Here is a 23,979-nt window from a genome sequence, read left to right as displayed (position 1 = left end):
CAACCGCGCATCGTGGCTGGAGAACTTGCGGTGTCGCTCAGGGCTAGTCTCCTGTGATAGCGCTGTCGCGCGAACGGTCGTGACGCTGGGGCGGGACGTTCAAATATTTGAGACTGAGGAAAGCATAACAAATCACCGCAGCGGTAAGACCGAGCAGGATGTAAGAGGTTCTGGACAATAGCAGGGCAAACCCGGTCAACACGAAGACGATCAGCGTGTTGACGACCAGTTGGCGCCGCAACTCGGGACGCTCCATGAAATAGCCGTACTGCTTGCCAATGAAAAAGCAGACCGCGCCGATGACCGACAGCGCTCGGAAATCGGATACCACCATGTCGTCCAGGGTCGCGTGCCGGATCAGGCTCGCTTCAATCGACAGGCCGATGAAGACAAAAAAGTGCGAGTACAGGACCGAATGGCCGGTCGTGAGCTTCTGTTTGGTCAGCAGGTGAAAACTGTCAAAGTAGACCCACCAGATGCCCGATATCATCACGAAGCCGGTGGCGGCCGTCAGCAGCCTCTCCACAGTCCAGCTGATGTTGGCCAGTCCCGCGGACAGGCTGCTAACGGACTCTCCCAGCATGATGATCGTGAGCAGACCCACGCGCTCGATCAGGTGCTCGGTATGCACTGGGATGACCTGGAGACGACGCGGCAAAAAAAAGATGAACACGATCAGATCGAACAGTATTCCAAGGTAAAACACGACATATCGCTGTGGCTCCGGGAACAGGATCGAAGCGAGGCTGATGGTGGTGCCGGCGACGATTACCCAGCCAACTGCCGTTGTGAGTGCCTCGCTTTCCTTATGCCGGTATCTGGACACGAAATACATCAAGGCGACGATGTATTTTGAACCGGCGTAGCAGACGATGATGGCCTCAACGCTGGCCAGGAATCGTCGGTCGATCAGGCCTGAGATGATAATCAGCAGGAACATGATGAACAGGGTTGCCAGCCGATGCTTCCGGTCATCGGCATCGAACCGATTGGCATACATGGTGTGGCTGGCCCAAATCCACCACAAAGCTACGAAAATCAGGACGAATTTCCAGAACTGGACTGGGTCAAGATGACCCTCGTGCGTGTGGCTCAAGATATGCGTTACGTCACCGATCGTCACCGCAAAAATCAGGTCGAAGAACGCCTCGAGCCAAGTGGTACGGCGATTGGACTCGAAATACTTTATGTTGTGCATATAGCCTCATTGTCGTGCTTGCGCCGGGGGGGCACGTCCGCGGGTTATGTCGCGATAAGAATGGCAGGACGAGGCGGCTCATAGATTATCTAGGATTGCTTACATAATGATCGAATAGTGAGCGCCGACGAGGTCATCGACTACCGCCAGGGCGACGTACTTGCCGAGGTCATGCGCCTGAGCAAGGGCCGCAGGGTCGATGAATGCCGGGTTTAGGGAGGACAAAGTTTTCCGAGCGGCGAAGTGACGCTCCAGGCCAGCTTCGTGACGCCTTTCATCGTCCACTACGAACGGCGCTACCCTGCTGTACGGGCGCTTGAGCTTTTGCCGCTCTATGATGGCATTGCTCGCATGAAATCGCACGCCCATTGGCAGACGGACGTTCTCGGTGGTTGGATGCTCGCCAATTCGCCGCGTCACTTGCCAGTGTCAGACTTCACACGCGCATACGCCAGAACGTGGAGGATTCCATGAATTCCTTCAGGCTGGTACGACCCCGCGCGCTGACACGCCTCATGCATGCTTTCCACCGCCACTATTTATGCAAGGCATGCCGTACCGTGGACACGTCACGGGTCGTGACCGGCTCGGCCGCATTGCCCCACGTATTACGGATGAAAGTCAGAACGTGCGCGAGTTCGCTATCGGTCAGTTTGTCCGCAAAGGCCGGCATCTTGCGCGGTTCAGGGCCGCCGTCCGTGCTCGGACTGCCGCCACCCTCCACGAGCAGACGAACCAGCGAGGTCGTTTGTGGAGCGAGCACGGCCGGATTGCCCGCAAGGCGCGGATATTTTTGCGGCACGCCCGCGCCATTCGACTGATGGCAGCGCGCGCAATAGGTTGCGTAGATGCCGGCGCCGGGCCGCTCGACATCGCCCGTCTTCAGCGCCCGCGCGCTCAGTAGCGCGCCGCGCGAACTTGCGTTGAAGTGCCCGCTCTGAGCGCGCGCCGGCAGACTCTTCAGATAAGTGGCGATGGCCGCGAGGTCTGCATCGTCGAGATACTGCGTGCTGTCTTCCACCACTTGAACCATGCTGCCGAACGTCACCAGGCCGCCGCCGTGGCCGTGCTTCAGGAAAGCTGCGATGTCCGCCGCGGAGCTTCGGCCCAAGCCCGAACCGGGGTCGGCCGTGAGGTTCGGTGCGAACCAGTGATCGTTGATGCCGCCCGTCAGATACAGCGGACTCGCCTCGGTGTAGCCGCGTTCCTCATAAGCCGGCCCGCGTGGCGTGTGGCACGCGCCACAGTGACCCAGCGATTGCACGAGATACGCGCCGCGATTCCATTGCGCGTCGCGCCCTGCTTCCGGCTTGAAGCGCTCGCCCGGCAGGAACGCCCAGTCCCAGAACATGAGCGCCCAGCGCTGGTTGAACGGGAACGGCAATCGGGTTGGCGGAGCGGGCGTGGCCACCGGCTGCACGCCATGCATGAAATACGCGTAGAGCGCGTGCATGTCGTCATCGTCGATCTTCGCGAACGGTGGGTACGGCATCGCCGGATAGAGCCGCTTGCCGCCTCGCGCAACGCCGTCGCGCAACGCGCGTGCGAAGTCGTCATAGCTATAGAGACCGATACCTGCCTGCGGGTCCGGCGTGATGTTCGACGAATTGATCGTGCCGAACGGCGAGGCCATGCCGAGACCGCCGGCGAACGGCGTCGCCGGAGTCGGCGCGGCGCCGGGCCGCATGACGCGTGGCGCGGCCGTATGACAGCCTGCGCAGTCGGCGGCCTTCGCGAGATAGGCACCGCGTGCGATCTGCGCGGCGTCGGCCGGCGTCGCATTGGCGGGTGCGGAATCGGCTGTGTAGCCGCAAGCGAGCGCGCCGAGCGTCATGGCGAGCATCGCTGCGGCAACGCGCGGGCCATGCCGCAACCATCGCCCGTGCGGCCCTTTGCGGCTTGGTGAAACAAACGGACTAGGGGCGCGCATTGTCACCACCACTTGCACGGCGACACGAGCGCCAATGCGATATCAGTTGCAATCAACGCGAACAGAAACAGCGCACTGCACATCACCGCGATACGTGTCAGAAAAGCGTCGAGTCCGCTTCGCCTTTGGCCTATGCCGCCCGGCGCGCCCTCTTTCGCCGCTCCAAGACGACGAACGTTTCGCCATGCCGTCAGCGCACCGAACGCGCCGGCCGCGAGACATAACACGCTAATGACAACGAGCGCTGATCGCATCCACGGCAATGCCGGCGACGACAGCGGCTGATCGAGCGGATAGCAGCTTTGCGCGGCCAGCGTCTCGGCGATCACCGTCTGCGCGAGCCATGCGCACGGCGCGACCAGCAGGCCGACCAGCACGCGCCGCATGGGCGGGGTCGGCACGGTAGATGGTTCCGCGCTCAACGTCGGTTTCATGTTCCCGGCCATGACAGATTCCGAAACAGATACGGCGTCAGATAAAGCGTGCTGAAGATGAACAACCACACGACATCCACGAAATGCCAGTACAGGCCGCCGATGGTCAGCGCCGCGCAGCGTTTTTCGTCGAAATAGCCCAGCGCGGTCCACAGCAGCAAGAACAGCAACACGATGATGCCGACCACGACGTGTGCCATATGGAACCCCGTGATCGTGAAATACAGCGAGCCATACAGATGCGTCGTCGGCCCGTATGGATGATCGTGCCATTCGAGCAGTTGAATGCCCACGAATACGATTCCGAGCAGGACGCCCACCGTCATCGAGGCCACGGCCCATCTCAAGCGCTTGCGCCTCACGCAGCGCTCGCACAACCAGACGAACACGCTGCTCGACAGCAGAATGATCGTGTTTGCAATGCCGAGCCCGAGCTTCGGCAAGCCTTCTGGCGGCCATCGCTGCGTACTCTGCGAGGCCAGATAGAGATACGAAAAGATCAGATAGCCGAACAACGCGCCTTCAGTCGCAATCAACGTGAGGCAGCCCCACCAGCCGCCCGAGCGCTCGCCCGCACTGCCGATCGGCAACGGCTCAGCCGGCTGGGCGGCGGTCTGACTCAAGTCCACGGCATCGCTCACGTCAGCCTCCCGCGTCTTGAACGCTGGCCGGTTCGCGCTGGATCAACGCACGTTCCGGCCACAGCCACACGACAATCGACACCGCGCACCCCAGCAGCATCGCGCCGGCAAAGGTCCATGCGCTCATCGCGAGTCCCGCGAATACCAGCGTCGCGAACACCGCAAGCCAGAACGGCGCGTATGAATCGCCCGGCATCTTCAGGATCACGTCGGGATTCGCTTCGAGCGCGGTCGTGCCGAGCGCCTCGCGGCCTTGCGCAAGCAGATAGCCTTCATGCAGTCGCGAGCGCGTGTGAAGCGTGACACCCGGCTCTTCGATCCGACCTTCCCATAACGGATGACGGCTCGCCAGCGTCGGCACCACGGCGAAGTTGTAAGGCGGTGGCGGCGAACTCACCGACCATTCGAGCGTCGGCGCGTCCCACGGGTTGTCGCCGGTCGGCTTGCCGCGCTTCAGGCTGACGAGCAGATCGATCATGAAAATCAGCACGCCCATAGCGAACAGAAACGACCCCAGCGACGTAACGAGATTCACTGTGTTCCAGCCCATATCGGCGGGATATGTATAGATGCGTCTGGGCATACCGAGCAGACCCGCGATATGCATCGGGAAGAAAGCGATATTGAAGCCGGCGAACAGCACCCAGAAGCCGAACTTGCCGAGCCGTTCGCTCATCATCCGGCCGGTGAATTTCGGAAACCAGAAATAGATGCCGCCGATCACGGGAAACACGTTGATGCCGAGCAGCACGTAATGCAGATGCGCGACCACGAAGTACGTGTCGGTGAGCTGCCAGTCGAACGGCACGGCGGCGGTCATCACGCCGGACACGCCGCCCACCACGAACAGAAACACAAAGCCCGCGAAAAACAGAAACGGTACGCGAAACACCGGCCGCCCCGTCCAGATCGTCGCGATCCACGCAAAGGTAGCGACCGCGCTTGGAATCGCAATCACCATACTGGCGGCGCCGAAAAACGATAGCGCGAGCGCCGGAATTCCGGTTGCGAACATATGGTGAATCCACACGACGAAACCGATCACCATCGTCGCGACGGTCGATAGCGCGACGGGCCCATAGCCGACCAAAGGACGTCGGCAAAACACCGGCAATGCATCGGAGACGATACCCATGGCCGGCAGCACGACCGCATAGACCCAGGGATGCGCGAAGATCCAGAACAGGTGTTGCCATAGCAGCGGACGTCCGCCGTTCAGCACGTCGAAGAAGTGCGTGCCGATGCGCCGGTCGAGCCACAACAGAAAGAACGCCAGGCTCACCGACGGCACCGCCAACAGATTCCCGCCGGACGCCGTGAGCGTGCCCCACACCAGTACCGGCATGCGATCTAGCGACATGCCCGGCGCGCGCATCCGTAGCAGCGTGACCACGAAGTTCATCGAGCCGACCGTTGTCGAGATGCCGAGCAGCACCATGCCGAGCGCGTAGACGTCGATGTTCGGTCCGGTGCTGTACTCGAGACCGGAGAGCGGCGCGTAGTTGAACCAGCCGGCATCCGGCGCCTGTCCGGTCGGAAAGCTCGCATACAAAAAAATGCCGGCAAACAGAAACACCCAGTACGAAAGCGCATTCAGGCGCGGAAACGCCATGTCGCGGGAACCGAGCACCAGCGGCCACAAATAGTTCGAGAAACCGGACAGCACCGGCAACGCGTACAGAAAGATCATCGTCACGCCGTGCATCGTAAACAGCTGGTTGTATTGCTCGGGCGTGAGAACCGTCGCGTTGGGCCGCGCCAGTTGAATGCGCATGATGAGCGCTTCGATGCCGCCCATCAGCAGGAAAATGAAAGCGGTGACCAGATAGCGCAGACCGATGGTTTTGTGATCGACCGTGGAGAGCCAGCCGCGCCATCCCGGCGGCGCTTCCCATATCTCGTGAAGACGTTTTTCTTCGGCACTGCCGGGCATGACGCAGCCGTATTGCGGCGTGCGTTCGAGCAGCAGCGCTTCGCACGCGGCCTGCCGTGTAGGTGGCGTTAGAGCGGGCCTCGCGTTATCGGACATTAAAGGACGCTCCTTTGATTGCGGGCCAAGGGTTCAATGCAGTGTGGCCAGATAGGCCGACAGCGCCGCGGCTTCGCCGGCGTTGAGCGCGATGCTCGGCATCAACGACTCGGGTTTGATCGACTGCGCGTGTTGAATCCAGTCGAGCAGATGATCCGGCGTGTTAGTCAGCACACCCGCCGCGATCAGACGACGCGAGTTCAGATGCGTGAGATCGGGCGCTTGCCGACCGTCCGCGTCCGTGCCGCGAATCGTGTGGCAACCGGCGCAGCGCTCGGCGAATAGATGACGGCCCGCGGCGACGCTGCTGTCAGTCGCGGATACCGCCGTTTTTCCCTGCGCGTCACGCCATGCGATGAAATCCGCCGGACTCTGCGCGACCACTTCAAACGCCATGTGCGCATGCTGTGCGCCGCAGAACTGCGAGCATTGCCCGCGATAGATGCCCACTCGATCGGCCTGGATCCATTGCTCGTTGGTTTGACCGGGGATCGTTTGCGTTTTGCCCGCAAGTTGCGGCACCCAGAAAGCGTGCACGACGTCCGCGCTTTTCAACGCTATCTTTACAGGCTCGCCGACGGGAATGTGGATCTCGTTGGCCGTGCTGAAGTTGCGCGCCGAATCGGGATCGTCGGCGTAGTCGACTTTCCACCACCAGTCGTAGGCAGTCACGCTGATGGTCAAGTGAGGATGCGTGGCAGGCGTTGCGACCGCCTCGAGTGTGATGAGGATATAGACCAGCATCGCCAGCAAGGCCACCGACGAAACGCCCGTGCCGATATAAATCCAGCGCTCGCCGCCGGATTCGGCGTTAAGCGAATCGCTGGCGGCGGCGGGACGTTTGCGAGCGATCGCGGCGATCAGCAAGCCTGCAATGACCACTGTCACCGTGACCGAAACACCCGCCATGACCCAGCCTAAACGCATGGTCGGCGCGGCGGCGGGTCCGGCGGCGTGGAGGAAATAGTTGAGCGGCGCGATCGGACTGGCTTGAGCCCTCGTCGTCGACAGAGTCAAGGCAACGAAACGAATGCCGACAAAAGCGCGTTGGGCAACAGCCGTCGTCAATCGCATGCATGTCTCCTCGTGGCCTCCGCCGACGGATCCGAAGTCGAACCGCCACGCGTAAAACGCCGCGCTGGAGTAAGGACGCACCAGCAAATATCGGGCCGCGCGCCGCGACGCGGTCGCCTTCAATTGGCGATGCGAACTGTCTCCAAGCCGGTTTGAACGCGCCGCCTGCCATTTGCAAGGAACATGCGCTGCAGTCCGGTTAACGCGCACGAAAGCTCCCCTGCTTGCTTGCTCGCTCGTGCAAAGCAGCCGATCGAAGCAACGCCTGCCCGGAGTAATCCCGAAGACGGCTTCACCGGCTCAGATAATCGGCGCCCCGCCCGTCACCGCAATCGTTGCGCCCGAGATATAGCTGGCTTCATCGGAGGCCAGCATCACATAGGCTGCGGCCAGTTCGGCCGGCTGACCCGGGCGTTTCATCGGCACCTGTTCGCCGAACTTCTGCACTTTCTCGGCCGGCATGGTCGACGGAATCAAAGGCGTCCAGATCGGACCCGGCGCGACACAGTTCGCCCGTATGCCCCGCTCCGCCAGCAATTGAGCCAGGCCGCCAGTGAAATTCTGAATCGCGCCCTTGGTAGTCGCGTAGGCGATCAACCCCGGATTCGGATGATCCGCGTTAATCGACGACGTATTCACGATCGAGGCGCCAGGCTTCATATACTTCAACGCCGCCCGCGTAATTCTGAACATCGCGCCGATGTTGGTATCGAAGGTCTTGTCCCATTCTTCGTCGCTAATGTCTTCGAGCGATGGATAGCTCATCTGATAGGCCGCATTGTTGACCAGCACGTCGAGCCGCCCGAATGCCTCAAACGCCCGCTCGACGATCTCGTTGCAATGCGCCGGGTTGGTGATGTCACCGCGCAGCAGCAACGCCTTGCGGCCCGCCTCCTCCACCCAGCGCACGGTTTCACGCGCATCGTCGTCTTCATTGAGGTAGCTGATCAACACGTCCGCACCCTCGCGCGCGAACGCGATGGCGACGGCGCGGCCAATGCCGCTGTCGCCACCGGTAATGATGGCGGCCTTGCCGGCAAGGCGGCCCGAACCCTTGTACGACTGTTCACCGTGATCGGGTTGCGGCTTCATCGGCGCGGTTTGTCCGGGTGTCTGATCCTGCTGCTGATCCGGAAAAGGTGGCGTAGGACGATGCGTGTCGGTCATGACAATCTCCAGAAGCAGTAATGACATACGCGGTGTGCCGTGGCAAGCCGCAGCTAGCTTGCTCACAGCAACGTTCGGGCCCGCGCGGGGCGCCGAACCGAACCACCGTCAGACACGCGGCTACACGGACTCCGGACGCGATACGCCGGATGTGAATGCAGAGGCCCACCGCCTAGCGCAAGGAGAAATCGACATTTTCATTTCGCGGCGCCGCGGCGCCCCCCGCTCACGGCACAGGAATTGCGCGGATGGAGACGCGGACGTTGTGCCGATCCCGGCAACTGCTAAATGTTTGAGGAGACTCTTATGAAAGTCACAACAGGTATTTTCATTTCGGCACTGTTTGTAGCCATCTCAGGAAGCGCCTATGCACAAGGCGCGGGCGGAGGGGCAGCCGCGGGCCAAGGCGGAACTGGCATGAGTAAGCCCAATGCAAACGGTTCGACAGACACGGTTTCGGGCGCCTCCGGGACAAACAGCATGGCAACTTCCGGAACCACCTCGAACAAGAAAATGATGCATAAGAAGCCCAGCGCCGCCACGCCGGCATCGGCTACAAACCCTGGTTCCGGCGGAAACTGATTGACGAACCGATTGACATCGCCCGTGGTCGGCTCATTTGATTCGCGCTAGCTTGATGCCGCCGCGATTGGACGTAAGAGGGGCTCCGTGGAGGAGCCCTATTTGCCAGAATTTACCTCTGCTTGTACCGCGGGAATTGTTTTGCCCGCAGTACGCACCCGCGAATTCATCCAATTTCAAGCACTCGTCGTTTTCCTATCTGGAGCATCCATGAATACACTGACCCCCCCACGTTTGGCCGACACACAAACCGCCGCTATCACGCAGCTATTCGCGTTCTCGAGCAACGCGTTCGATGGCATCGAAAAGCTGACCGCGTTGAATCTGCAGGTGGTCAAAGCGACGCTCGCTGAAAACCAGGCGTTGATGTCAAAGGCGTTGTCTTCGAGGCCTGAAGAACTGTTTGCGTTATCGGCAAGCCTCGCGAAGCCCACTGCGGAGAAAATCGCGGCATATAACCGTCACGTCTACGAAATCATGTCAGGCGTTCAGACTGCGTTGTCCGCAACCGCGCCGTCCCAGTACCAGCGATATCAGCGTGACGCACAGGAATTCGCCGAGAACATCGCGAAGAATGCTTCGCCCGGTGTGCGAGCGTTGTAGAAGCGGAATAGATGCAGAGCGGGGAAGATAAAGCTGCGGCGCGTCGCATCAATGCGTCCGCAGCCGCTCTAACTCTCGCTCTATTGAAGTATCGGCAATTGATAGCGCAGCGCCCGTCGCGCCATGGGCATCGTCCCGAAGCGTGGCGCGCATGCGCCGGCTATCGCGCATCCGGATTTAGGCAGTAAGTGACCTGTCGCCGACCAGCCTGCTACCTGCCGCATCCAGCTTGCTCTGCAATTCCGCCTTACGCTTGGCCATTTTTTCACCCAGTGCGCGAAGATTGCAGCTAGTTTTGCGCAGTTCCGGAAAGAGTTCCTCCTCTTCTTCCTCGACGTGGTGGCCCACCATCTCGCTCATCACTTTGAAGGTCGCATTGAAGCCGTTGTCGCCAGCCTTCATGGTTTCAAATTTGGCGATCAAGCTCTTGACGAGGAAATGTTCGACATACGCTTCCTCGACGTCTATCGCGTCGCTGTCAGGTAACGCTTCCTGTGCGGCCGGATAAAGCAGTTCCTCTTCGAGCATCGTGTGAACGGAAAGCTCTTCGCAGGCACGCTGCGCGAGCGCCGACTTTGCTTCAAGATCGTCGTCGGCCGCTTTCTCGAATGCCTTGAAGAGTTTTTCCACAGCGCGATGTTCGGCCTCGAGGAAAGCCAGTGCGTCGAGCGCGCCCGAGCCCGTTTCTGTTTTGTCCTGTTTCGTGGTTTCCATGTCGATCTCCTCTGCCATAGGGTTGACTGCAACGCGGGTGGTTGCAGCGGTTGAGCACGATCTATCGCAACCCGCGTGCCTACACAGCGTGGGACTTAAAGCGACGTGGGAGGCGACACGATGGTCAAGATTCGGTCAGGCGCCATGCGACGGAGGTGTGGCGACCGGAAAGGCTTCGGCCGGCTCTCGCCCGATCAATCGTCAGAGGAGGTTTTCGAGCCGACCTAATTCCGCGGGCTTCTCACAGACTGCCTCGAATCCGACTTCCGTCATTTCCTGAAGACTTGAAGGAATGCGCCCGCAACGACCATTCCCGCTCCCTGCTCTGTTAAACCCACCAGAGATCGACGACGACGCGCGTTCATCTTTTGATCATCGGCCGGGATATAAACCGTCGGCACGATACCGGCAACGACCGCTCAACGCTCAGCCATCTGGCTCGCAAACGACCTTAAATCGGGTAAGCGCCGTCGGTCCGAACGTATTGCTGATCGCGACATCGGCGGCATCCCTGCCGCGTGCCATCAGGATGCGCCCCGTGCGCGGCGCATTGTTCCGCGGATCGAAGGTTTCCCAGCTGTTTCCCAGATACGCCTCAAACCAGGCACAGAAGTCCATCGGTGGATAGGGAGGCGGCAGACCCACATCGCTAATGTAGCCGGTGCAATAGCGCGCAGGAATGTTCATCGCACGGCACAGCGCGACCGCGAGATGCGCGTAGTCGCGGCAGACACCGACACCGTCCTGCCACGTTTGCCATGCTGTTTTGGTGGGCCGCGCGCAGTTGTAGTCGAAGCGGATATGACTGTGCACGAAGTCGCAAATGGCCTGGACGCGAGCTCCGCCGAGCGGCGTGTGGCCGAACATTTGCCACGCAACCTCCGAAAGTAAATCAGTCTCACAGTAGCGGCTGCCGAGCAGAAACATCAAGCATTCGTCGGGTAACTCTTCAACCGCGTTCTGGTAGTTGTTGGACCCGATTAGCTCGTGATGCGGCGGCACCTCGAATATGCCGCGCGCCGACAGCGTGAGCACGCCGGGCGGCGCGGTGAGACGCGTGCAAAGGTTGCCGAACGAGTCGTGATACTGCCGAAGCGAAACCCAGGGATGCGTAATGACGTGATCGGGAACGACCATGTCTGGAGCGCGGGAGCTGTGCGTATTCAGCATCAGAAGCATCGGCGTCGATTGCCCGCACTCGTACACCAACTCGTAACCCACGCGAAGTTTCATTCGATTACCTTTGGCGGCGGCACTGTGAATAAGGTGGTGACTAGAAAAGAGCAACGCTCGTTCCCAGCGCAGGGGCGATCCTGCGGGAGCCTGTCCTTATGCTCGGGGAAAACCGCTCGGACACGATCAATTGGCGTTCGCTCTTCGGAGAAATGCCGGTACGGCACGACCACAAGTCCGGCACAAAAAGTGCGTCGAAGCAAAATGCTGCTCGCGCCGCAGAGTCGAGGTTCGATACCAGGCGAGGCGTATGGCGCGACTGGCGGCAATCACCTGACTTAACGTACAGCACGAACGCGGCCGCCTGAATGGCATCCCGGCAACAATCGAAGATAAGCGTCAGCGAAGGTGAGCCGGTCGCGCGAGACGGCCGGGTTTTGCCGGCGGCGGCGCAAGGAGAACCATGTCTGCAGTCGGCGAACATGAACGAGGTGTGAATGCGCGCGACGAGTTGCCTGCGCATTCGTGGGCCACCCATGTCGGCCCGGGACTGGTTTCAACCGCCACAGACAACGACCCGAGCGGCGTGGTGACGTATTCGCTAGCCGGGGCGCAATTCGGTTACGACATGCTGTGGATGTGTGCTCTGTCGTATCCATCGATGGTGGCGTTCCAGCTTGTCGCGGCACGAATCGCCGCGCAAACGGGTAAAGGGCTGACGCTGAACATGCGCGAGCATTATTCGCGGCTCCTGTTCTATCTCGCCGTGACGCGCTTTCTCGTTGCCAACATTCTCAATATCGCTGCTGACGTCGTCGCGATGGGGGTCGGCGCGCAATTCCTGTGGCACGGTTCAGTACCGCTATTCGCCGCGGTCTTCGGCATGCTGTCGATTGCGCTCCAGTGGTTCGTGCCCTACGCGCGCTATGCGCGGATTCTCAAGTGGCTTGCAGCGTGCCTGTTTGCATACGTCGGCGTTACGCTGACAAGCCATCCGTCATGGCCGACACTCGCTCTACACGCGGTCGTGCCGCGAATCACATGGAGCGCCGACTACTTCACCATGCTCTTGGCGGTGCTAGGTACGACAATCAGCCCGTATCTGCTGTTCGCCCAAGCCGAACAGCAGATCGAAGAACACTCGCCTCAAGCGGGCATCGCGGACCGCGCAGGGAGCGACCGTCAGTTGAAGAAATTGCGCGGCGACACGCTCATCAGAACGATCCTCTCGAACGCCATTGGCTTATTTATCATGGCAGCGGCCGCGTTGACACTCCACGTGAGCGGCCATGGTCTTGTCGACGTCCAGGATGCCGCGAGCGTACTGCGGCCACTAGCCGGTGGATATGCGACGCACGTGCTCGGGCTGGCGTTCATCGGTACCGGGCTGCTCGCGCTGCCACCCCTCGCCGGGTCCGCAGCCAACGCCGCGGTGAGTGCGCGGGACCGGCGCGCCGGCAGGCAACGCAACCGACCGGTTGCGCGGGCGCTGCTTGTCGTGATGGCGCTCGGCGTCCTGATTGGCGTGGCACTGACGCTCGTGCCGATCGAGCCTGTGCGGGTGCTTTACTGGAGCGCCGTGCTCAACGGCTCTACAGCTACGCCCGTCATGGTGATGCTTGTGCTGCTGAGCATGAAACGCTCGGCAGTGGGCGATCTCAGCGCGCATTGGACCTTGCGCGCGTTGTGCTGGCTTGCCACGGTATTTGCAGGGGCGGCGCTGGTCGCTGAATTCGCGTGCAAGTGGCTAGGCTAAGCCCGCCAATCGACTTCAGCCGAGCGAGGTAGGTGTCGTTTGATCGCATGCCGCCAAGGACAAGATCAGGCGTGACCAGCCGGCTATCGCCCGTCACGTGGAACCGTCGAGATGACCCGAAAGGAAAAGGACCGACTAACGGCGGACATTCTTGCCGAGATACGCAGTGACCGCCTTCGTCAGCGCGATACCGTGCAATTCTTCTGGCGATGCCAGATGCGCGCCGACAATTTCACGATTATCAAGCCGCAGCTCCGGCATGCAATCGAGGTGCAGTTCAAAGAAATGCACCTGGTCTTTTCGCCCATCCCAAACGCCGCAAACACTGCCCGCGGCGACTAATGTGCCAGAGGACAGGCCAATCTCCTCTTCCATTTCGCGCCGCGCTGCCGCATCAGGAGCCTCACCGGGCCGCACGCTTCCGCCGGGAAAATTCCACTCGGCCCGGTACGACGATTTCACGAGCAACAGCGAGCGCCCGACGTAGATTGCTACTAGCGCGCCTTCGTGACGAGGCCGCCGAACGTGCCACCAGACGCGAGCGAGCTGGAATCCGAGGCGAAGCACCATGCGCCAGATAGAGTCGATAAGCGTAGCTGATCGTGCTCGTTCAACGCTCGGCATGCATTCTCTCCTTTGTTTTTCATATCAAGAGGGTGTCCCGGGGCGATGCGCGAGTGCGGCCTCAATCATTCGGCGTCCGTCACAGCACCGCCGGGAAACCGTAGTTTAGCCACCCGAGCACTCATCGTCGCAGTCCGTCGAGCTTGGACCGTGACCTCTGTGCAGACAGCGTAGCGGCGAATTGATTCAACGGAGCCTGCGTCATCAGGCCCGGCTGGCGTCGTCTTGCGAGAGGTGCACTGGCAGCCGCAAAGAAATTCTTCGACCGCACGACGAAACCGATTGACATCCCAATATTCCCCCGTACAATGGGTTTTGTTGCAGCGCAGCAATTTACGTTTCCCCTCTTGGCGCGCGGTTTTGTTTTCATTCAGAGCCCCTCGCACTCTTGCCGCCTTACCTTTACGGAGCAGTGATGAGCACGCTTATTCCCCAACAATTGGTTGCCGCCCAACAGTCCAGCCTTGAGGCGCTTTTCGGCCTGACGAACAAAGCATTTGCAGGTTTCGAGCAGCTGGTCGCGTTGAATTTGCAAGTTGGCAAAGCGGTCCTCGCCGAAAATCAGGAAATCGTCACCAAGGCACTCTCCGCGGGCAACCCGGGCGCGCTGTTCGCGCTGCAAGCAAGCCTCTCCCAGCCTGTGGCGGAAAAGGTGGTGGCATACGGCCGCCAGGTTCATGAAATCGTGTCCGGCGTTCAGAGCGAAATCTCCGCCGCAGCGACCGCGCAGGGCCAGCAGTTCCAACGGGACGCGCAAGGTTTCGTGGAAAGCCTTCAGAAGAACACGCCGGCAGGAAGCGAATCCGCTGTTGCCGCGTGGAACTCGGTTCTGTCGGCAGCGAATGCAACGTATGAATCGGCTAACAAGGCCGCCAAGCAGTTCGTGTCGAGCGTGTCCGCCGTTCACTAAGAACCTGCGTCTTTCCAGACTTTTTGCGTCTACCAATGCGAACTTCGGTTCGCATTTCTTTTTTCTGAACCGGATGTATCGAGAAGCGACTAACGCTGCGTAGGGTTGCTTCAGAACAGCACCACGAGGCAGCGCACTTCAGCCAAGGACGAAATGACCGGACACTCTGCAATGGACGATCGATTTGATCGACGAGAACTGCTGCTTCACCTGGGCGACATTCTCGCCGCGTTGAACTGTTTAAACGACGCGAACGAACCGGGCGCCGCGGTGGCGCATCTTGTGCAGAAACATGCTTCATTGCAGGACTTCGCGTTCCTCAAAGCCTTGGCGCCGACAATGACGGTGGTCGAATTCAGCACACGCGCCGGCCGCTCATTTTTCTTGTGGCCGAGTGAGTTGCTTGAAGCGGAACTCGACCGGGGCGCTCTTGCGTCGGCCGTTCAGCGGAATCTGTTTGACGGAAATCCCGACGGCTGGAATGCGTATGTCGGCTACCTCCGGAAGAAAGTGAAGTGGTTCGGCACCGGACTTTCGAATCATAGAAAAGTCGCTCCGGCTGAACCATCGCGCGAGGTCTCCAATGAGGTGGGTGCGATCGACGCACCGGCTAAGGTCGTGCCGGCCGCGCAGGTCAATGCGCGCGATGAGAAGAAAGGCTGGCCTTGGCCAGAACCACGGTCAACGTCCTGACGCGCGCCGCTGTTGGCCCCTACCTCGAGATCAAGATTCCCGAGCGCTCAAACTCGAGCGCAAAGCGTTTTCCGCCAGCTCCTGAGGCCGGCGGACGCTTCGCCTATCCAAATACCTTTCATACCAGGACGCGCGCGGACCTCAACGGATGAAAGGGGAACCGGCCAGCCCGCCCAAGGGTGCCGGTCCCATTTCCGACGCGAGCAAACAGGACCGTCTGCTGCCGACTCGCGCGCCGCCGGCTGGTTTTAGCTGCCCCCGAAAAAAACGTTGCACTGCGGGTCCACCCTGCACGACCTGGCATGTCTCGCGCCGCTTTGCATACGGGTATCCGGCGTGCCGCCGTAGGCCTCCATCCCCCTACTGGGCGAAGAATCAGCCTGAGTTGCGGCGCTTTGCTGGGGGCGGGTTGTGCAGCATCGGGCATGCTTTGCGCATACGCCAACCCCGCCACAATAAACAATCCGAAAGCAGAAGCACCCATCGATCGTAATTTCATGTCGGCTCCTTAAGCTAGATTGAGTTCCATCCATGTGATTGGTTATTCGCGTGTCGCGCGGTTCAAATCTATACGGATGTACGGATGCGAAGCCGTCTTCGAATCCGTGGGCCAATCGCCCGAGGCCAAAGTTTCAGGCAATTGGGAAGAAGCGAAGCGCAGTGCGCCAAGCGAAGGTCTGTGGACGCGAGATGGCGTGCGAACAGGCAATGCCGATCGATTTCATGGACCCATCGACACGCAATAGTCGCCCCTGCAAATACGTTATAGGGCGCGGAAAGTCGAAACGAAAGCGAATGTTTTTTGACCCGATACCTCCACACAACACGGCAGCGATTTTTCGTGACGCGTCGAGACCGGATCTGTCATCAAGAGTCATAAAAGTTTTTGCACTCTGCCTGCAACAGTGTTTTCAGAAATCGCACATCGACACTGACTTTCGTCGACACGATACTTCCCACATCCGAATTGTGTGGTGACGGGACGTGTCGGCAAGGCAAGACGACACGAGCCCGCTACGAGGCTGGAACTTCGAAGGGGAAACCGACATGGACGAGCAAAAACGCCTCAGCATGATCGCTTATCTGCGCCGCAAGATGACCACCGTGGGCATCAAGGTGGGCGACCTCAAGGCGGCAATCGCCGAAGACAGGGCGCGTCAAAAGTCGGCGCGATATCGCAGTGCTTTCGGCGACACCTGGGACGGCAAGGGCGACATGCCGCAGTGGCTTAAGCAAGCCACGAGCGCTGGGCAATCACTGGCGCACTTTGCGATCGACAAACCGTCGACATCGGCTAGCCGTCAACGGCCTGTCATCGACTGGAGTCGTGACCCGTTCGCGGGCACAGGCCTCGCGACAGTTCGGGCGTCTTGATCTGACAGGGTGCGTCGCTCCGGGCGTTCAATGCGAACGACCGTGGCCTCCGCCACCGCCATAGTAGTGGCCTCCACCCATACCGTGGCCCGGATATCCGTTGCCACCCCAGCCGCCGTGACCGCCCCAACCACCCGGATGTCCGTGCCCCCAGTAGCCGTGGTGACCCCAGTAGCCGTATCGGCCGCCTCCATAACAGCAGCCGCCCCAATAGCCGAAACTCAGTGACACCGAGGGGCCCCACCACGCGGGCGAGCCGTAATAGGGATACGCAACCGGGTAATACGCAGGCGCAACGTAGACGGGCACGGCCGGTGCGATATAGCTGTTCGTGGCCCCAGTCGCATCTGACACAACCGAACCATCTGCCGCCGTGCCGGCCGTCGAGAAAGGATATTGCTGCCCAGCGACCGTCGGCACATCGCCGTAGGGAACGTAGCCGTACGGCACGTAATAGTAGCAACCGGACAAAGCGGCGGACGAGACCACCAACGCAACGACGCGGCCCGTGCGCGACGTTGCGGCCAGCGTTTTCATGGCGTGCTCCACAGTCTGATACGGCGCGGCATGGCGCGCCTCTAATACAGTTAGCTTACTCCAACGGCGACCTCGCAGCGGCACGTCGATGTGGCTTGAAAACGGCGTTCATCGTGCGCCGGGTCGAACACGGCCCAAGCCAACAGAGGGGCCTGCATGCTGAACAGAGATGGGATTTCCTCGGCTGCCCGAGATAGGCTCGACTTACGCGCACCGGCATTTTGTCGTACAAATTGCTTCCAGCGGCAATCGAATTCTCGTCATCGAGCCTTCACATATTGACGGGACAATCGCGCCACTGAGAGAAAGCGGGGTGTCGCTACCCCAAAAAAATCAAATGCAAATTCTGCCGAACACACCGGCCACCGGAATCAGCTTTCATCGCGGGTATGGTCTCCGCGCAAGTACGACGCCGACCGGCGATGGTCTGCATTCCGCCGACCTCGTTATCGAGCAGCCAGGACGCCCACCGCAAGCTTTCGCCTCGTTGGACCTGTTCTACGACCACGAACAGGCAATCCATTACGCCACTGTCTGGGGCCGTATTTGGGTCGACTCAAAGACCTGACACCAACCTGCTCCACTCAGGAACGCCGCTTGCGCGCCACTGGATTACCTTTTTTCGAAGGAGGTAAATCATGGGCTCAATCAATCCGCAAGGTGACACCGGCCGCGGAGCGGAAATAGTCGGTGGTGGTATCGGCGAAGGACCGGGGCCGGACATCATGGCTGCGGCAACGCTCGACGGAAACAAGGTCATGTCCTCTGACGGCGAACACGTCGGGAAAATTTCGGACATCATGCTGGACGTCAGGAACGGACGTATCGCCTACGCGGTACTTTCCGAGGGCGGCTTTCTCGGAATGGGTTCCACCCTGCACGCCATCCCATGGAGTGCGTTGACGCTCGATACGGACCAGAAGTGCTTCTTCGTCGACATTACCGCACAGCGTCTGAAAGACGACCCGGGTTTCGACAAAGACCACTGGCCGACGATGGCAGACGCGAAGTGGGGAGAGTCGACTTACAGCTACTACAACCGCCAGCCGTACTGGGCAGCGACCCATGACGTGGTGGAAGGCGACCCCGCCATCAGACCGAGCGAACACTAAATAACGCCAACAGGTAAGCCGTACCAGGCGGACGGCTAGTCTGTCGCTTCAGTGCTTGCGCCCACCGCGCCTCATTGCGGTGGGCGCAAGCGCATCGAACAATGCATATGCCGTATTCGAATGGAGCAGACCTGACAGGTATTGGAGGAAGCAAACGTCAGACCGGATTCAAGGCAGGCCGCTCATCCAGCACGGCGGCAATATTGTCCAGCGCCGTGAAACCCATCTGATCTCGAGTCTCGATCGTGGCGCTCGCCATGTGAGGCGTCATGAACACATTGTCGAGTCCGGCAAAGCGCTTATCGACCGTGGGCTCATTCCGGTACACGTCCAGCCCTGCGGCGAATAGATGCCCCGAAGTCAGCGCTTCGTAGAGCGCGTCTTCGTCCACCAGCGCACCACGCGCCGCGTTGACAAAAACCGCGCCGGTCGGCAGGAGCCCAAATTCCTTTTTCGTCATCAACGGGGCGCCCCCGCCCGGCACATGCAGCGTCAGCACGTTGCAGTGCGGCAGCATGTCGTCGAGACTGCCGTAGAAGGTCGCGCCATTTTCCAGCGACGCAGCCGCACGTGCGATGTCCGTATAGATCACGCGCATGCCGAACCCCTGCGCACGCTTCGCGACCGCGCGTCCGATACGCCCGAATCCGACAATGCCGAGCGTCTTGCCATTTACGCGCATACCCAGCATCTCGGTCATCCCGAATGATTTGCCCCAGCCGTTGCGCATGATCCGTTCGTATTCCGACGCGCGTCGGCAGGCCGCCAACACGAGCAGCAGGGAAAAATCGGCCGTGCATTCGGTCAACGCATCGGGTGCGTTCGTGACGACGATTCCCTTCTCGCGGGCGGCCGCCACGTCCATGTGATCGAAACCGGCGCTGGCGTTCGCAATGATCTTCACGGTCGAAGGCAGCGCGGCAATGTGCGCTGCCTGCAAACCGGACTTCTTCCCGATCAATACGGCCGGCATTTCGTGCTTTTTGCAAAAGTCGACGACAGACCACGCGTCCATATCGGACTCGGTCACGAAAGCATGGAATTCGGTCTTCGCGCGATTCGCCACGGCTGTGGGCACCTTTCGCGCAATCAACAGCCTGGTGCGGTTATTTTCCGACATGATGTTTCCTTGGGTAGGCAGACGTCGAGAGACTACGAAACCGCGGACGGGACCGTCAATGTTGATTCGATGAATCAACTATCGAAAACGATTCACCCGTTTATTCGTTCGCAGCGCACCCTGCGCGTTGCGATTCGTTTTCTTCCCTGCCCGAACCCGTGCGTTGCCGGCAACACGCGCATCAGGAAAACCCTGGTGCGCGCCCCATCGGCAAGGCGCCCAGATGTTGATTCAATGAATCAAGATTGCTCGACAGATAGCGCGAATGCAACTCTGCTTCCCGTGTTCAACCGAACTGTCGAGAGGAAGTGAAATGCCTGCATCGAAGAAATTTGCTGCTGTGACCGGCGCCGGCTCCGGCATCGGCCGCGCCGCCGCCGTGGCGCTCGCCAATGCGGGATTCGCCGTTGCGCTGATCGGGCGCAGAGCCGAGCCGCTGCTGGAAACGAAGGAAACCATCGGCATGGGCGGTGGAGAAGCGCAGGTATTCCAGGCCGACGTTGCCGACGCGGCATCGGTCGAGCAGGCGTTTGCTCGCATAGCCGAGGCATTCGGACGGCTCGACGTGCTCTTCAACAACGCAGGCCGCAACGCGGGAGCCGTGCCGCTCGAAGACTACGACGCCGATTTCTGGAACGATGTCGTGGCCACCAATCTGACCGGCGTCTTTCTGTGCGCTCGGGCCGCTTATCGCTTGATGAAAGCGCAGTCTCCTCAAGGCGGACGAATCATCAACAACGGATCGATCTCCGCTCATTCGCCGAGACCGCATACCATCGCCTATACGGCGACAAAACATGCCGTCACCGGAATCACCCGCTCGATCGCGCTGGACGGACGTGCGTTCAACATCGCCTGCGGCCAGATCGATATTGGTAATGCGGCCACATCGCTCACGGAACGCATGAACCGTGGCGTACTGCAAGCGGACGGACGCATGGCGCCTGAAGCAAGAATGGATGTGACGCACGTCGCGAACGCCGTCGTGCATATGGCCAGCCTTCCGCTCGAAGCCAATGTTCTCAACATGACGATCATGGCGAGCGCGATGCCGTTCGTCGGCCGCGGATAAACCGCCCTCACGCCACTATAAAAAGAACAACCGGCCAATGCACTGGAGACAGCGATGAAAGTCGTAGACGAACAAACATTGTCGGCGCGAAACCCGGCTTACGCGGATACCACGAAGCGCTCCAGAGTGCGATACGTCGTGCTCTCGATGCTGCTCGCGGCAACCATCCTCAACTACGTGGACAGGTCGGCGCTCGGCATCGTCGCGCCGGGCCTCTCGAAAGGCCTGGCGCTGGACAAGATGCAGATGGGCGAGCTGTTTGCTGCATTCGGTCTCGCCTACTCCATCGGGCTGGTGCCCGGCGGCATACTGACCGACATTCTCGGCTCGCGTGTCGCTTATGCGCTGTCCCTCGTCGGCTGGTCGTTCGCCACGCTGACGCAGGGTCTCGCGAGCGGCTATCACATGCTGCTCGGCTCGCGGCTCGCCATCGGCGCGCTGGAAGCGCCGGCTTTCCCTTCGAACGCGCGCGCCGTGACGTTGTGGTTTCCCGCCCGCGAGCGCGGCTTCGCGACCAGCGTCTATGTCATGGGGCAATACATCGGCACGCCGTTGTTCACCGGTTTGTTGCTGTGGATTTCCGCCGCGTATGGGTGGCGCATGGTCTTCTACGTCACGGGCGGCGTCGGCATTCTGTTCAGTCTTGTCTGGTACCGGGTCTATCGCGACCCGCATCAGCACGCGAGTGTGAATGCCGCCGAACTTCAATACATCAACGACGGCTCCACGGCTGCGCGCAAGCCGCGCGAGAAGTTCGATTGGCGTATGGCGCTCAAGCTGCTCGGTTACCGGCAGATTCTCGCCATCTGCATAGGCAAGTTCTGCAACAACACGTTGCTTGTCTTCTTCACCACGTGGTTCATGACCTATCTGATCGAAGCGCGGCACATGTCGATGATCAAGGTCGGCATTTTCCAGGCACTGCCCTTTATCGGCGCGACGGCCGGCATTCTCCTCGCGGGCTCCCTCTCGGACTTTTTCATTCGACGCGGAGTATCGATCTCCACGGCACGCAAGACGCCGCTCATTATCGGCACGCTGCTGGGAGCATCGATCATGCTCGTCAATTTTGTCGAGTCGAACGAGGCGGTGATCGCCATCCTGACTATCGCGTTCTTCGCGCAGGGTGTCGGGTCGATGTCGTGGGCCGCCGTTTCCGAAATCGCGCCGCGCCAATACGTGGGACTCACCAGCAGCATCACCAGCCTCGCGGCCAATATTGCGGGCGTGACGACACCGCTCATGATCGGCTATATCACTCACCACACCGGCCACTTCTATTGGGCTCTCAACCTGATGGGCGCGATATGCCTGCTCGGCGCGTTCTCTTACTCCGTGCTGCTGGGGAAACTCTCCCGCATCGAACTATGACGCCTCCGACCATCGGTGAAATCGTATGATTGAATTCAAGTGGGATCATCTGCAACTGTGTTCGGCCGACGCCGAAGCCACCGCCGCATGGTTTGCGCGCTGTCTGAACGCCGAGATCGTGCGTCGTCCGGGGCGAGTGGATTTGCGCATCGGCAGCATCAACCTTTTCATCACGGCGTTGGCGAGCGCGCAAGCCGGCCGCGCCGATGGCGAGCGGAAACAGGGCATCGATCATTTCGGTGTGGTCGTGGATGATCTCGACGCCGCGTTCGAGCATCTGTCGCGCTGCGACGCGGAAATCGTCGAGCCGATCAAGCAGGTTCGCCCCGGCGTGAGAGCCTGCTTCGTGCGATCGCCAGGGGACATTCTGGTCGAGATCCTTGAGCGGCGACCCGCCGAGATGACTTTTACCTGAAAAGCCGTCAATATTGACGCTCGACCGGTTCCGCTCGAACGTACGGCACAATCCGCCTGGCTACGGCTCTGCTACCCGTTCCGCTACATCACCTTGCCTGCCATCCCATGCGAAACTGGATCACGCTGACTGAAGCGGCTCGACAACTCGGCGTGCAGGCGCAGACTATCTATGCGTACGTCAGTCGAGGCAACATCGCGGTCATGCCGGATCCGAATGACCCGCGCAAGAGCCTTTATCGTGCGGAAGACGTGGCCGGTCTGTGCCGCAAAAAACAGGTTGGACGCAAGCGCGAGGCGCTCGCCGCCGGGACCATATTCGGCACCGAGCCGTGCATTTACAGCGGCATCACCACCTTCTCGAAAGGGCGGGCGTACTACCGCGGACGGGATAGCATCCGGCTTTCCGACACGGCGACGCTCGAAGACGTGGCGGCCATACTCTGGAACGCGCGCGGGCCCATCTCCTTCGAACCCGGCGACCTGCCGCTACAGGGCGGCGAGCGAGGCCGGCAATGCGCGTTCACGTCGCTGGCGGCGCTCGCGGCCTGCGGTCATTCCACCCTCGGACGCACCGACAGCGCACTGCATGTCGAGGCAGGCCGGCTCGTGGCGCTGATCGCGCAGGCATTTGGCGCGCGCCGCAATACGAATGCACAACCCACGCATGAACGGCTCGCGCTGGGTTGGGGCCAGGACCGTGCAGGCGCCGAACTCATCCGCCGCGCCATGGTCCTCGTCGCCGACCACGAGACGACGAGTTCGGCGTTCGCCGCCAGAATTACCGCCTCCACCGGCGCATCCTTGCCGGGATGCCTGCTCACGGGGCTCGCGACGCTCTCAGGCCCGCTGCATGGCGATGCGTCAGGCCGCGTGAGAGCCGTGTTCGACGACGTCGGGAGACTCGGCGCGGAGCATGTCGTCGTGCATCATTTGCAGTCGGCTACGCCCATTCCAGGATTCGGGCATCACCTCTACCCGGACGGCGATGCGCGCGCGGCCGCATTGCTCGAAGTGCTCGATCCGCCTCGAGAACTCACGTCGTTCATCAACAAGGTGGTTGAACTGACCGGCCTCAGGCCGAATATCGACATTGCGCTTGCCGCATTGGCGGCGCAGTTGGCGTTGCCGCGCGACGCGTCGTTCGCGCTGTTCGCAACGGCGCGAAGCGTGGGTTTGCTGGCGCATTGCATCGAGCAACTCCGGGTCGGCAAGGTCATTCGGCCACGGGGCCGCTACACCGGCCGCGCGTTGGAAGACGTTAGCCCCACGCTGCCCGCTGACGGCGGCGAGAAGGCGCTCGACCCAGCTACGCTCGACAAAAATCGGGTATTCAAGGTGGTCGAGCGCTGAGAAGCGCGTTTGCCCGATCTCAGCTAAAACACAAAACTTTCGATGCGACTGTCGATTTCACGCGCGTTCGTTCGTCGTGGGATTGAAGGCACCGAACA

25 protein-coding genes and 1 pseudogene are annotated in these 23,979 nt (G+C 60.6%); 14 read left to right on the top strand and 12 right to left on the bottom strand.

The window, feature by feature from the left end:
- Positions 1-43: 43 nt before the first annotated feature.
- Positions 44-1,198, bottom strand: coding sequence for a low temperature requirement protein A (locus tag B0G80_RS40195; RefSeq protein WP_116123113.1), 1,155 nt, complete (start codon positions 1,196-1,198; stop codon positions 44-46).
- Positions 1,199-1,441: 243 nt separating this feature from the next.
- On the opposite strand from B0G80_RS40195, the gene B0G80_RS40190 reads away from it, so the two are divergent.
- Complete coding sequence (locus B0G80_RS40190; RefSeq protein ID WP_309568808.1) at positions 1,442-1,672, top strand: hypothetical protein; 231 nt, start codon at positions 1,442-1,444, stop codon at positions 1,670-1,672.
- Between the two features lie 61 nt (positions 1,673-1,733).
- On the opposite strand, the gene B0G80_RS40185 is transcribed toward B0G80_RS40190, so the two are convergent.
- From B0G80_RS40185 to B0G80_RS40160, 6 genes are all read right to left on the bottom strand, one after another.
- Entirely contained in the window at positions 1,734-3,032 is a 1,299-nt protein-coding gene (locus B0G80_RS40185) for a cytochrome c (RefSeq protein WP_116123924.1), read from the bottom strand.
- A 98-nt stretch (positions 3,033-3,130) separates the two neighbouring features.
- Positions 3,131-3,562, bottom strand: coding sequence for a hypothetical protein (locus B0G80_RS40180; protein WP_258879178.1), 432 nt, complete (start codon positions 3,560-3,562; stop codon positions 3,131-3,133).
- Positions 3,559-4,203, bottom strand: coding sequence for a cytochrome c oxidase subunit 3 (locus B0G80_RS40175; protein WP_116123111.1), 645 nt, complete (start codon positions 4,201-4,203; stop codon positions 3,559-3,561). Before B0G80_RS40175 ends, B0G80_RS40180 begins: the two co-directional genes overlap by 4 nt.
- Position 4,204: 1 nt before the next feature.
- Complete coding sequence (gene ctaD, locus B0G80_RS40170) at positions 4,205-6,232, bottom strand: cytochrome c oxidase subunit I (protein ID WP_181920166.1); 2,028 nt, start codon at positions 6,230-6,232, stop codon at positions 4,205-4,207.
- Positions 6,233-6,265: 33 nt separating this feature from the next.
- Positions 6,266-7,306 (bottom strand): cytochrome c oxidase subunit II, encoded by a 1,041-nt coding sequence (gene coxB / locus B0G80_RS40165; RefSeq protein WP_116123922.1) that lies wholly within the window; start codon positions 7,304-7,306, stop codon positions 6,266-6,268.
- A gap of 300 nt (positions 7,307-7,606) precedes the next feature.
- On the bottom strand, positions 7,607-8,473 hold the full coding sequence (locus tag B0G80_RS40160; protein WP_116123110.1) for an SDR family oxidoreductase: 867 nt from the start codon (positions 8,471-8,473) through the stop codon (positions 7,607-7,609).
- Between the two features lie 306 nt (positions 8,474-8,779).
- Here B0G80_RS40160 and B0G80_RS40155 point away from each other — a divergent pair, with 306 nt between their 5' ends.
- Positions 8,780-9,055, top strand: a complete 276-nt coding sequence (locus B0G80_RS40155; protein WP_116123921.1) for a hypothetical protein — start codon at positions 8,780-8,782, stop codon at positions 9,053-9,055.
- Between the two features lie 210 nt (positions 9,056-9,265).
- Positions 9,266-9,658 (top strand): phasin family protein, encoded by a 393-nt coding sequence (locus B0G80_RS40150; protein WP_116123109.1) that lies wholly within the window; start codon positions 9,266-9,268, stop codon positions 9,656-9,658.
- A 177-nt stretch (positions 9,659-9,835) separates the two neighbouring features.
- Here B0G80_RS40150 and B0G80_RS40145 read toward each other — a convergent pair whose 3' ends face one another.
- The gene (locus tag B0G80_RS40145) at positions 9,836-10,372 is read right to left on the bottom strand and encodes a hemerythrin domain-containing protein (protein WP_116123108.1); all 537 of its coding nucleotides are present in this window, start codon (positions 10,370-10,372) and stop codon (positions 9,836-9,838) included.
- Between the two features lie 426 nt (positions 10,373-10,798).
- Positions 10,799-11,605 carry a transglutaminase family protein gene (locus tag B0G80_RS40140; protein WP_116123107.1) on the bottom strand — a complete coding sequence of 269 codons (807 nt, stop codon included), beginning with the start codon at positions 11,603-11,605 and terminating at the stop codon, positions 10,799-10,801.
- 403 nt (positions 11,606-12,008) lie between these two features.
- Between B0G80_RS40140 and B0G80_RS40135 the strand changes: the two genes are divergently transcribed.
- Entirely contained in the window at positions 12,009-13,301 is a 1,293-nt protein-coding gene (locus B0G80_RS40135; protein WP_116123106.1) for an NRAMP family divalent metal transporter, read from the top strand.
- Positions 13,302-13,436: 135 nt separating this feature from the next.
- Here B0G80_RS40135 and B0G80_RS40130 read toward each other — a convergent pair whose 3' ends face one another.
- Entirely contained in the window at positions 13,437-13,925 is a 489-nt protein-coding gene (locus B0G80_RS40130) for an NUDIX domain-containing protein (protein ID WP_116123105.1), read from the bottom strand.
- Between the two features lie 415 nt (positions 13,926-14,340).
- On the opposite strand from B0G80_RS40130, the gene phaP reads away from it, so the two are divergent.
- The 3 genes from phaP to B0G80_RS40105 all read left to right on the top strand — a co-directional run bounded on the left by phaP (position 14,341) and on the right by B0G80_RS40105 (position 16,902).
- Complete coding sequence (gene phaP / locus B0G80_RS40125; RefSeq protein ID WP_106278449.1) at positions 14,341-14,835, top strand: TIGR01841 family phasin; 495 nt, start codon at positions 14,341-14,343, stop codon at positions 14,833-14,835.
- A 171-nt stretch (positions 14,836-15,006) separates the two neighbouring features.
- Positions 15,007-15,528, top strand: a complete 522-nt coding sequence (locus tag B0G80_RS40120) for a hypothetical protein (protein WP_116123104.1) — start codon at positions 15,007-15,009, stop codon at positions 15,526-15,528.
- Positions 15,529-16,575: 1,047 nt separating this feature from the next.
- The gene (locus B0G80_RS40105) at positions 16,576-16,902 is read left to right on the top strand and encodes an H-NS family nucleoid-associated regulatory protein (protein WP_116123102.1); all 327 of its coding nucleotides are present in this window, start codon (positions 16,576-16,578) and stop codon (positions 16,900-16,902) included.
- A 27-nt stretch (positions 16,903-16,929) separates the two neighbouring features.
- Here B0G80_RS40105 and B0G80_RS40100 read toward each other — a convergent pair whose 3' ends face one another.
- Positions 16,930-17,439 carry a hypothetical protein gene (locus B0G80_RS40100; protein ID WP_116123101.1) on the bottom strand — a complete coding sequence of 170 codons (510 nt, stop codon included), beginning with the start codon at positions 17,437-17,439 and terminating at the stop codon, positions 16,930-16,932.
- Between the two features lie 50 nt (positions 17,440-17,489).
- Here B0G80_RS40100 and B0G80_RS47565 point away from each other — a divergent pair.
- The 3 genes and pseudogenes from B0G80_RS47565 to B0G80_RS40085 all read left to right on the top strand — a co-directional run.
- Positions 17,490-17,636 (top strand): annotated as a pseudogene (locus tag B0G80_RS47565) (haloacid dehalogenase type II); the annotation flags it as partial.
- Positions 17,609-18,007, top strand: a complete 399-nt coding sequence (locus B0G80_RS47560; RefSeq protein WP_258879177.1) for a hypothetical protein — start codon at positions 17,609-17,611, stop codon at positions 18,005-18,007. The pseudogene B0G80_RS47565 and the gene B0G80_RS47560, both read left to right, overlap by 28 nt.
- Positions 18,008-18,077: 70 nt before the next feature.
- On the top strand, positions 18,078-18,551 hold the full coding sequence (locus B0G80_RS40085) for a PRC-barrel domain-containing protein (protein WP_106278459.1): 474 nt from the start codon (positions 18,078-18,080) through the stop codon (positions 18,549-18,551).
- A gap of 157 nt (positions 18,552-18,708) precedes the next feature.
- Here the strand turns inward: B0G80_RS40085 and B0G80_RS40080 are convergent, their stop codons facing one another.
- Complete coding sequence (locus B0G80_RS40080) at positions 18,709-19,671, bottom strand: D-glycerate dehydrogenase (protein ID WP_116123099.1); 963 nt, start codon at positions 19,669-19,671, stop codon at positions 18,709-18,711.
- A gap of 313 nt (positions 19,672-19,984) precedes the next feature.
- On the opposite strand from B0G80_RS40080, the gene B0G80_RS40075 reads away from it, so the two are divergent.
- The 4 genes from B0G80_RS40075 (at position 19,985) to B0G80_RS40060 (ending at position 23,881) form a co-directional block, all read left to right on the top strand.
- Positions 19,985-20,743: an SDR family oxidoreductase gene (locus tag B0G80_RS40075; protein ID WP_116123098.1), complete on the top strand. Its 759-nt coding sequence runs from the start codon at positions 19,985-19,987 to the stop codon at positions 20,741-20,743.
- 54 nt (positions 20,744-20,797) lie between these two features.
- Positions 20,798-22,114 (top strand): MFS transporter, encoded by a 1,317-nt coding sequence (locus B0G80_RS40070; RefSeq protein WP_116123097.1) that lies wholly within the window; start codon positions 20,798-20,800, stop codon positions 22,112-22,114.
- A gap of 25 nt (positions 22,115-22,139) precedes the next feature.
- A complete protein-coding gene (locus B0G80_RS40065) occupies positions 22,140-22,529 on the top strand; it encodes a VOC family protein (RefSeq protein ID WP_116123096.1) in 390 nt (129 codons plus the stop codon).
- Between the two features lie 107 nt (positions 22,530-22,636).
- A complete protein-coding gene (locus tag B0G80_RS40060; protein ID WP_116123095.1) occupies positions 22,637-23,881 on the top strand; it encodes a citrate synthase in 1,245 nt (414 codons plus the stop codon).
- Positions 23,882-23,979: the final 98 nt, after the last annotated feature.

The organism is Paraburkholderia sp. BL6669N2, assembly GCF_003387275.1.
In the GTDB taxonomy this organism is placed as follows: domain Bacteria; phylum Pseudomonadota; class Gammaproteobacteria; order Burkholderiales; family Burkholderiaceae; genus Paraburkholderia.
This window is presented reverse-complemented; position numbering and strand designations above follow the sequence as displayed.

Bases quoted from the DNA above. Each gene is read 5' to 3' on its own strand.
- B0G80_RS40180 (WP_258879178.1), bottom strand. From the start codon at position 3,562: ATGAAACCGACGTTGAGCGCGGAACCATCTACCGTGCCGACCCCGCCC.
- B0G80_RS40065 (WP_116123096.1), top strand. From the start codon at position 22,140: ATGATTGAATTCAAGTGGGATCATCTGCAACTGTGTTCGGCCGACGCC.
- B0G80_RS40070 (WP_116123097.1), top strand. From the start codon at position 20,798: ATGAAAGTCGTAGACGAACAAACATTGTCGGCGCGAAACCCGGCTTAC.
- coxB (WP_116123922.1), bottom strand. From the start codon at position 7,306: ATGCGATTGACGACGGCTGTTGCCCAACGCGCTTTTGTCGGCATTCGT.
- B0G80_RS40185 (WP_116123924.1), bottom strand. From the start codon at position 3,032: ATGACGCTCGGCGCGCTCGCTTGCGGCTACACAGCCGATTCCGCACCC.
- B0G80_RS40105 (WP_116123102.1), top strand. From the start codon at position 16,576: ATGGACGAGCAAAAACGCCTCAGCATGATCGCTTATCTGCGCCGCAAG.
- B0G80_RS47560 (WP_258879177.1), top strand. From the start codon at position 17,609: ATGGGATTTCCTCGGCTGCCCGAGATAGGCTCGACTTACGCGCACCGG.
- phaP (WP_106278449.1), top strand. From the start codon at position 14,341: ATGAGCACGCTTATTCCCCAACAATTGGTTGCCGCCCAACAGTCCAGC.
- B0G80_RS40130 (WP_116123105.1), bottom strand. From the start codon at position 13,925: ATGCCGAGCGTTGAACGAGCACGATCAGCTACGCTTATCGACTCTATC.
- B0G80_RS40140 (WP_116123107.1), bottom strand. From the start codon at position 11,605: ATGAAACTTCGCGTGGGTTACGAGTTGGTGTACGAGTGCGGGCAATCG.
- B0G80_RS40145 (WP_116123108.1), bottom strand. From the start codon at position 10,372: ATGGAAACCACGAAACAGGACAAAACAGAAACGGGCTCGGGCGCGCTC.
- B0G80_RS40080 (WP_116123099.1), bottom strand. From the start codon at position 19,671: ATGTCGGAAAATAACCGCACCAGGCTGTTGATTGCGCGAAAGGTGCCC.
- B0G80_RS40160 (WP_116123110.1), bottom strand. From the start codon at position 8,473: ATGACCGACACGCATCGTCCTACGCCACCTTTTCCGGATCAGCAGCAG.
- B0G80_RS40060 (WP_116123095.1), top strand. From the start codon at position 22,637: ATGCGAAACTGGATCACGCTGACTGAAGCGGCTCGACAACTCGGCGTG.
- B0G80_RS40075 (WP_116123098.1), top strand. From the start codon at position 19,985: ATGCCTGCATCGAAGAAATTTGCTGCTGTGACCGGCGCCGGCTCCGGC.
- B0G80_RS40150 (WP_116123109.1), top strand. From the start codon at position 9,266: ATGAATACACTGACCCCCCCACGTTTGGCCGACACACAAACCGCCGCT.
- B0G80_RS40120 (WP_116123104.1), top strand. From the start codon at position 15,007: ATGGACGATCGATTTGATCGACGAGAACTGCTGCTTCACCTGGGCGAC.
- ctaD (WP_181920166.1), bottom strand. From the start codon at position 6,232: ATGTCCGATAACGCGAGGCCCGCTCTAACGCCACCTACACGGCAGGCC.
- B0G80_RS40100 (WP_116123101.1), bottom strand. From the start codon at position 17,439: ATGAAAACGCTGGCCGCAACGTCGCGCACGGGCCGCGTCGTTGCGTTG.
- B0G80_RS40195 (WP_116123113.1), bottom strand. From the start codon at position 1,198: ATGCACAACATAAAGTATTTCGAGTCCAATCGCCGTACCACTTGGCTC.
- B0G80_RS40085 (WP_106278459.1), top strand. From the start codon at position 18,078: ATGGGCTCAATCAATCCGCAAGGTGACACCGGCCGCGGAGCGGAAATA.
- B0G80_RS40135 (WP_116123106.1), top strand. From the start codon at position 12,009: ATGTCTGCAGTCGGCGAACATGAACGAGGTGTGAATGCGCGCGACGAG.
- B0G80_RS40155 (WP_116123921.1), top strand. From the start codon at position 8,780: ATGAAAGTCACAACAGGTATTTTCATTTCGGCACTGTTTGTAGCCATC.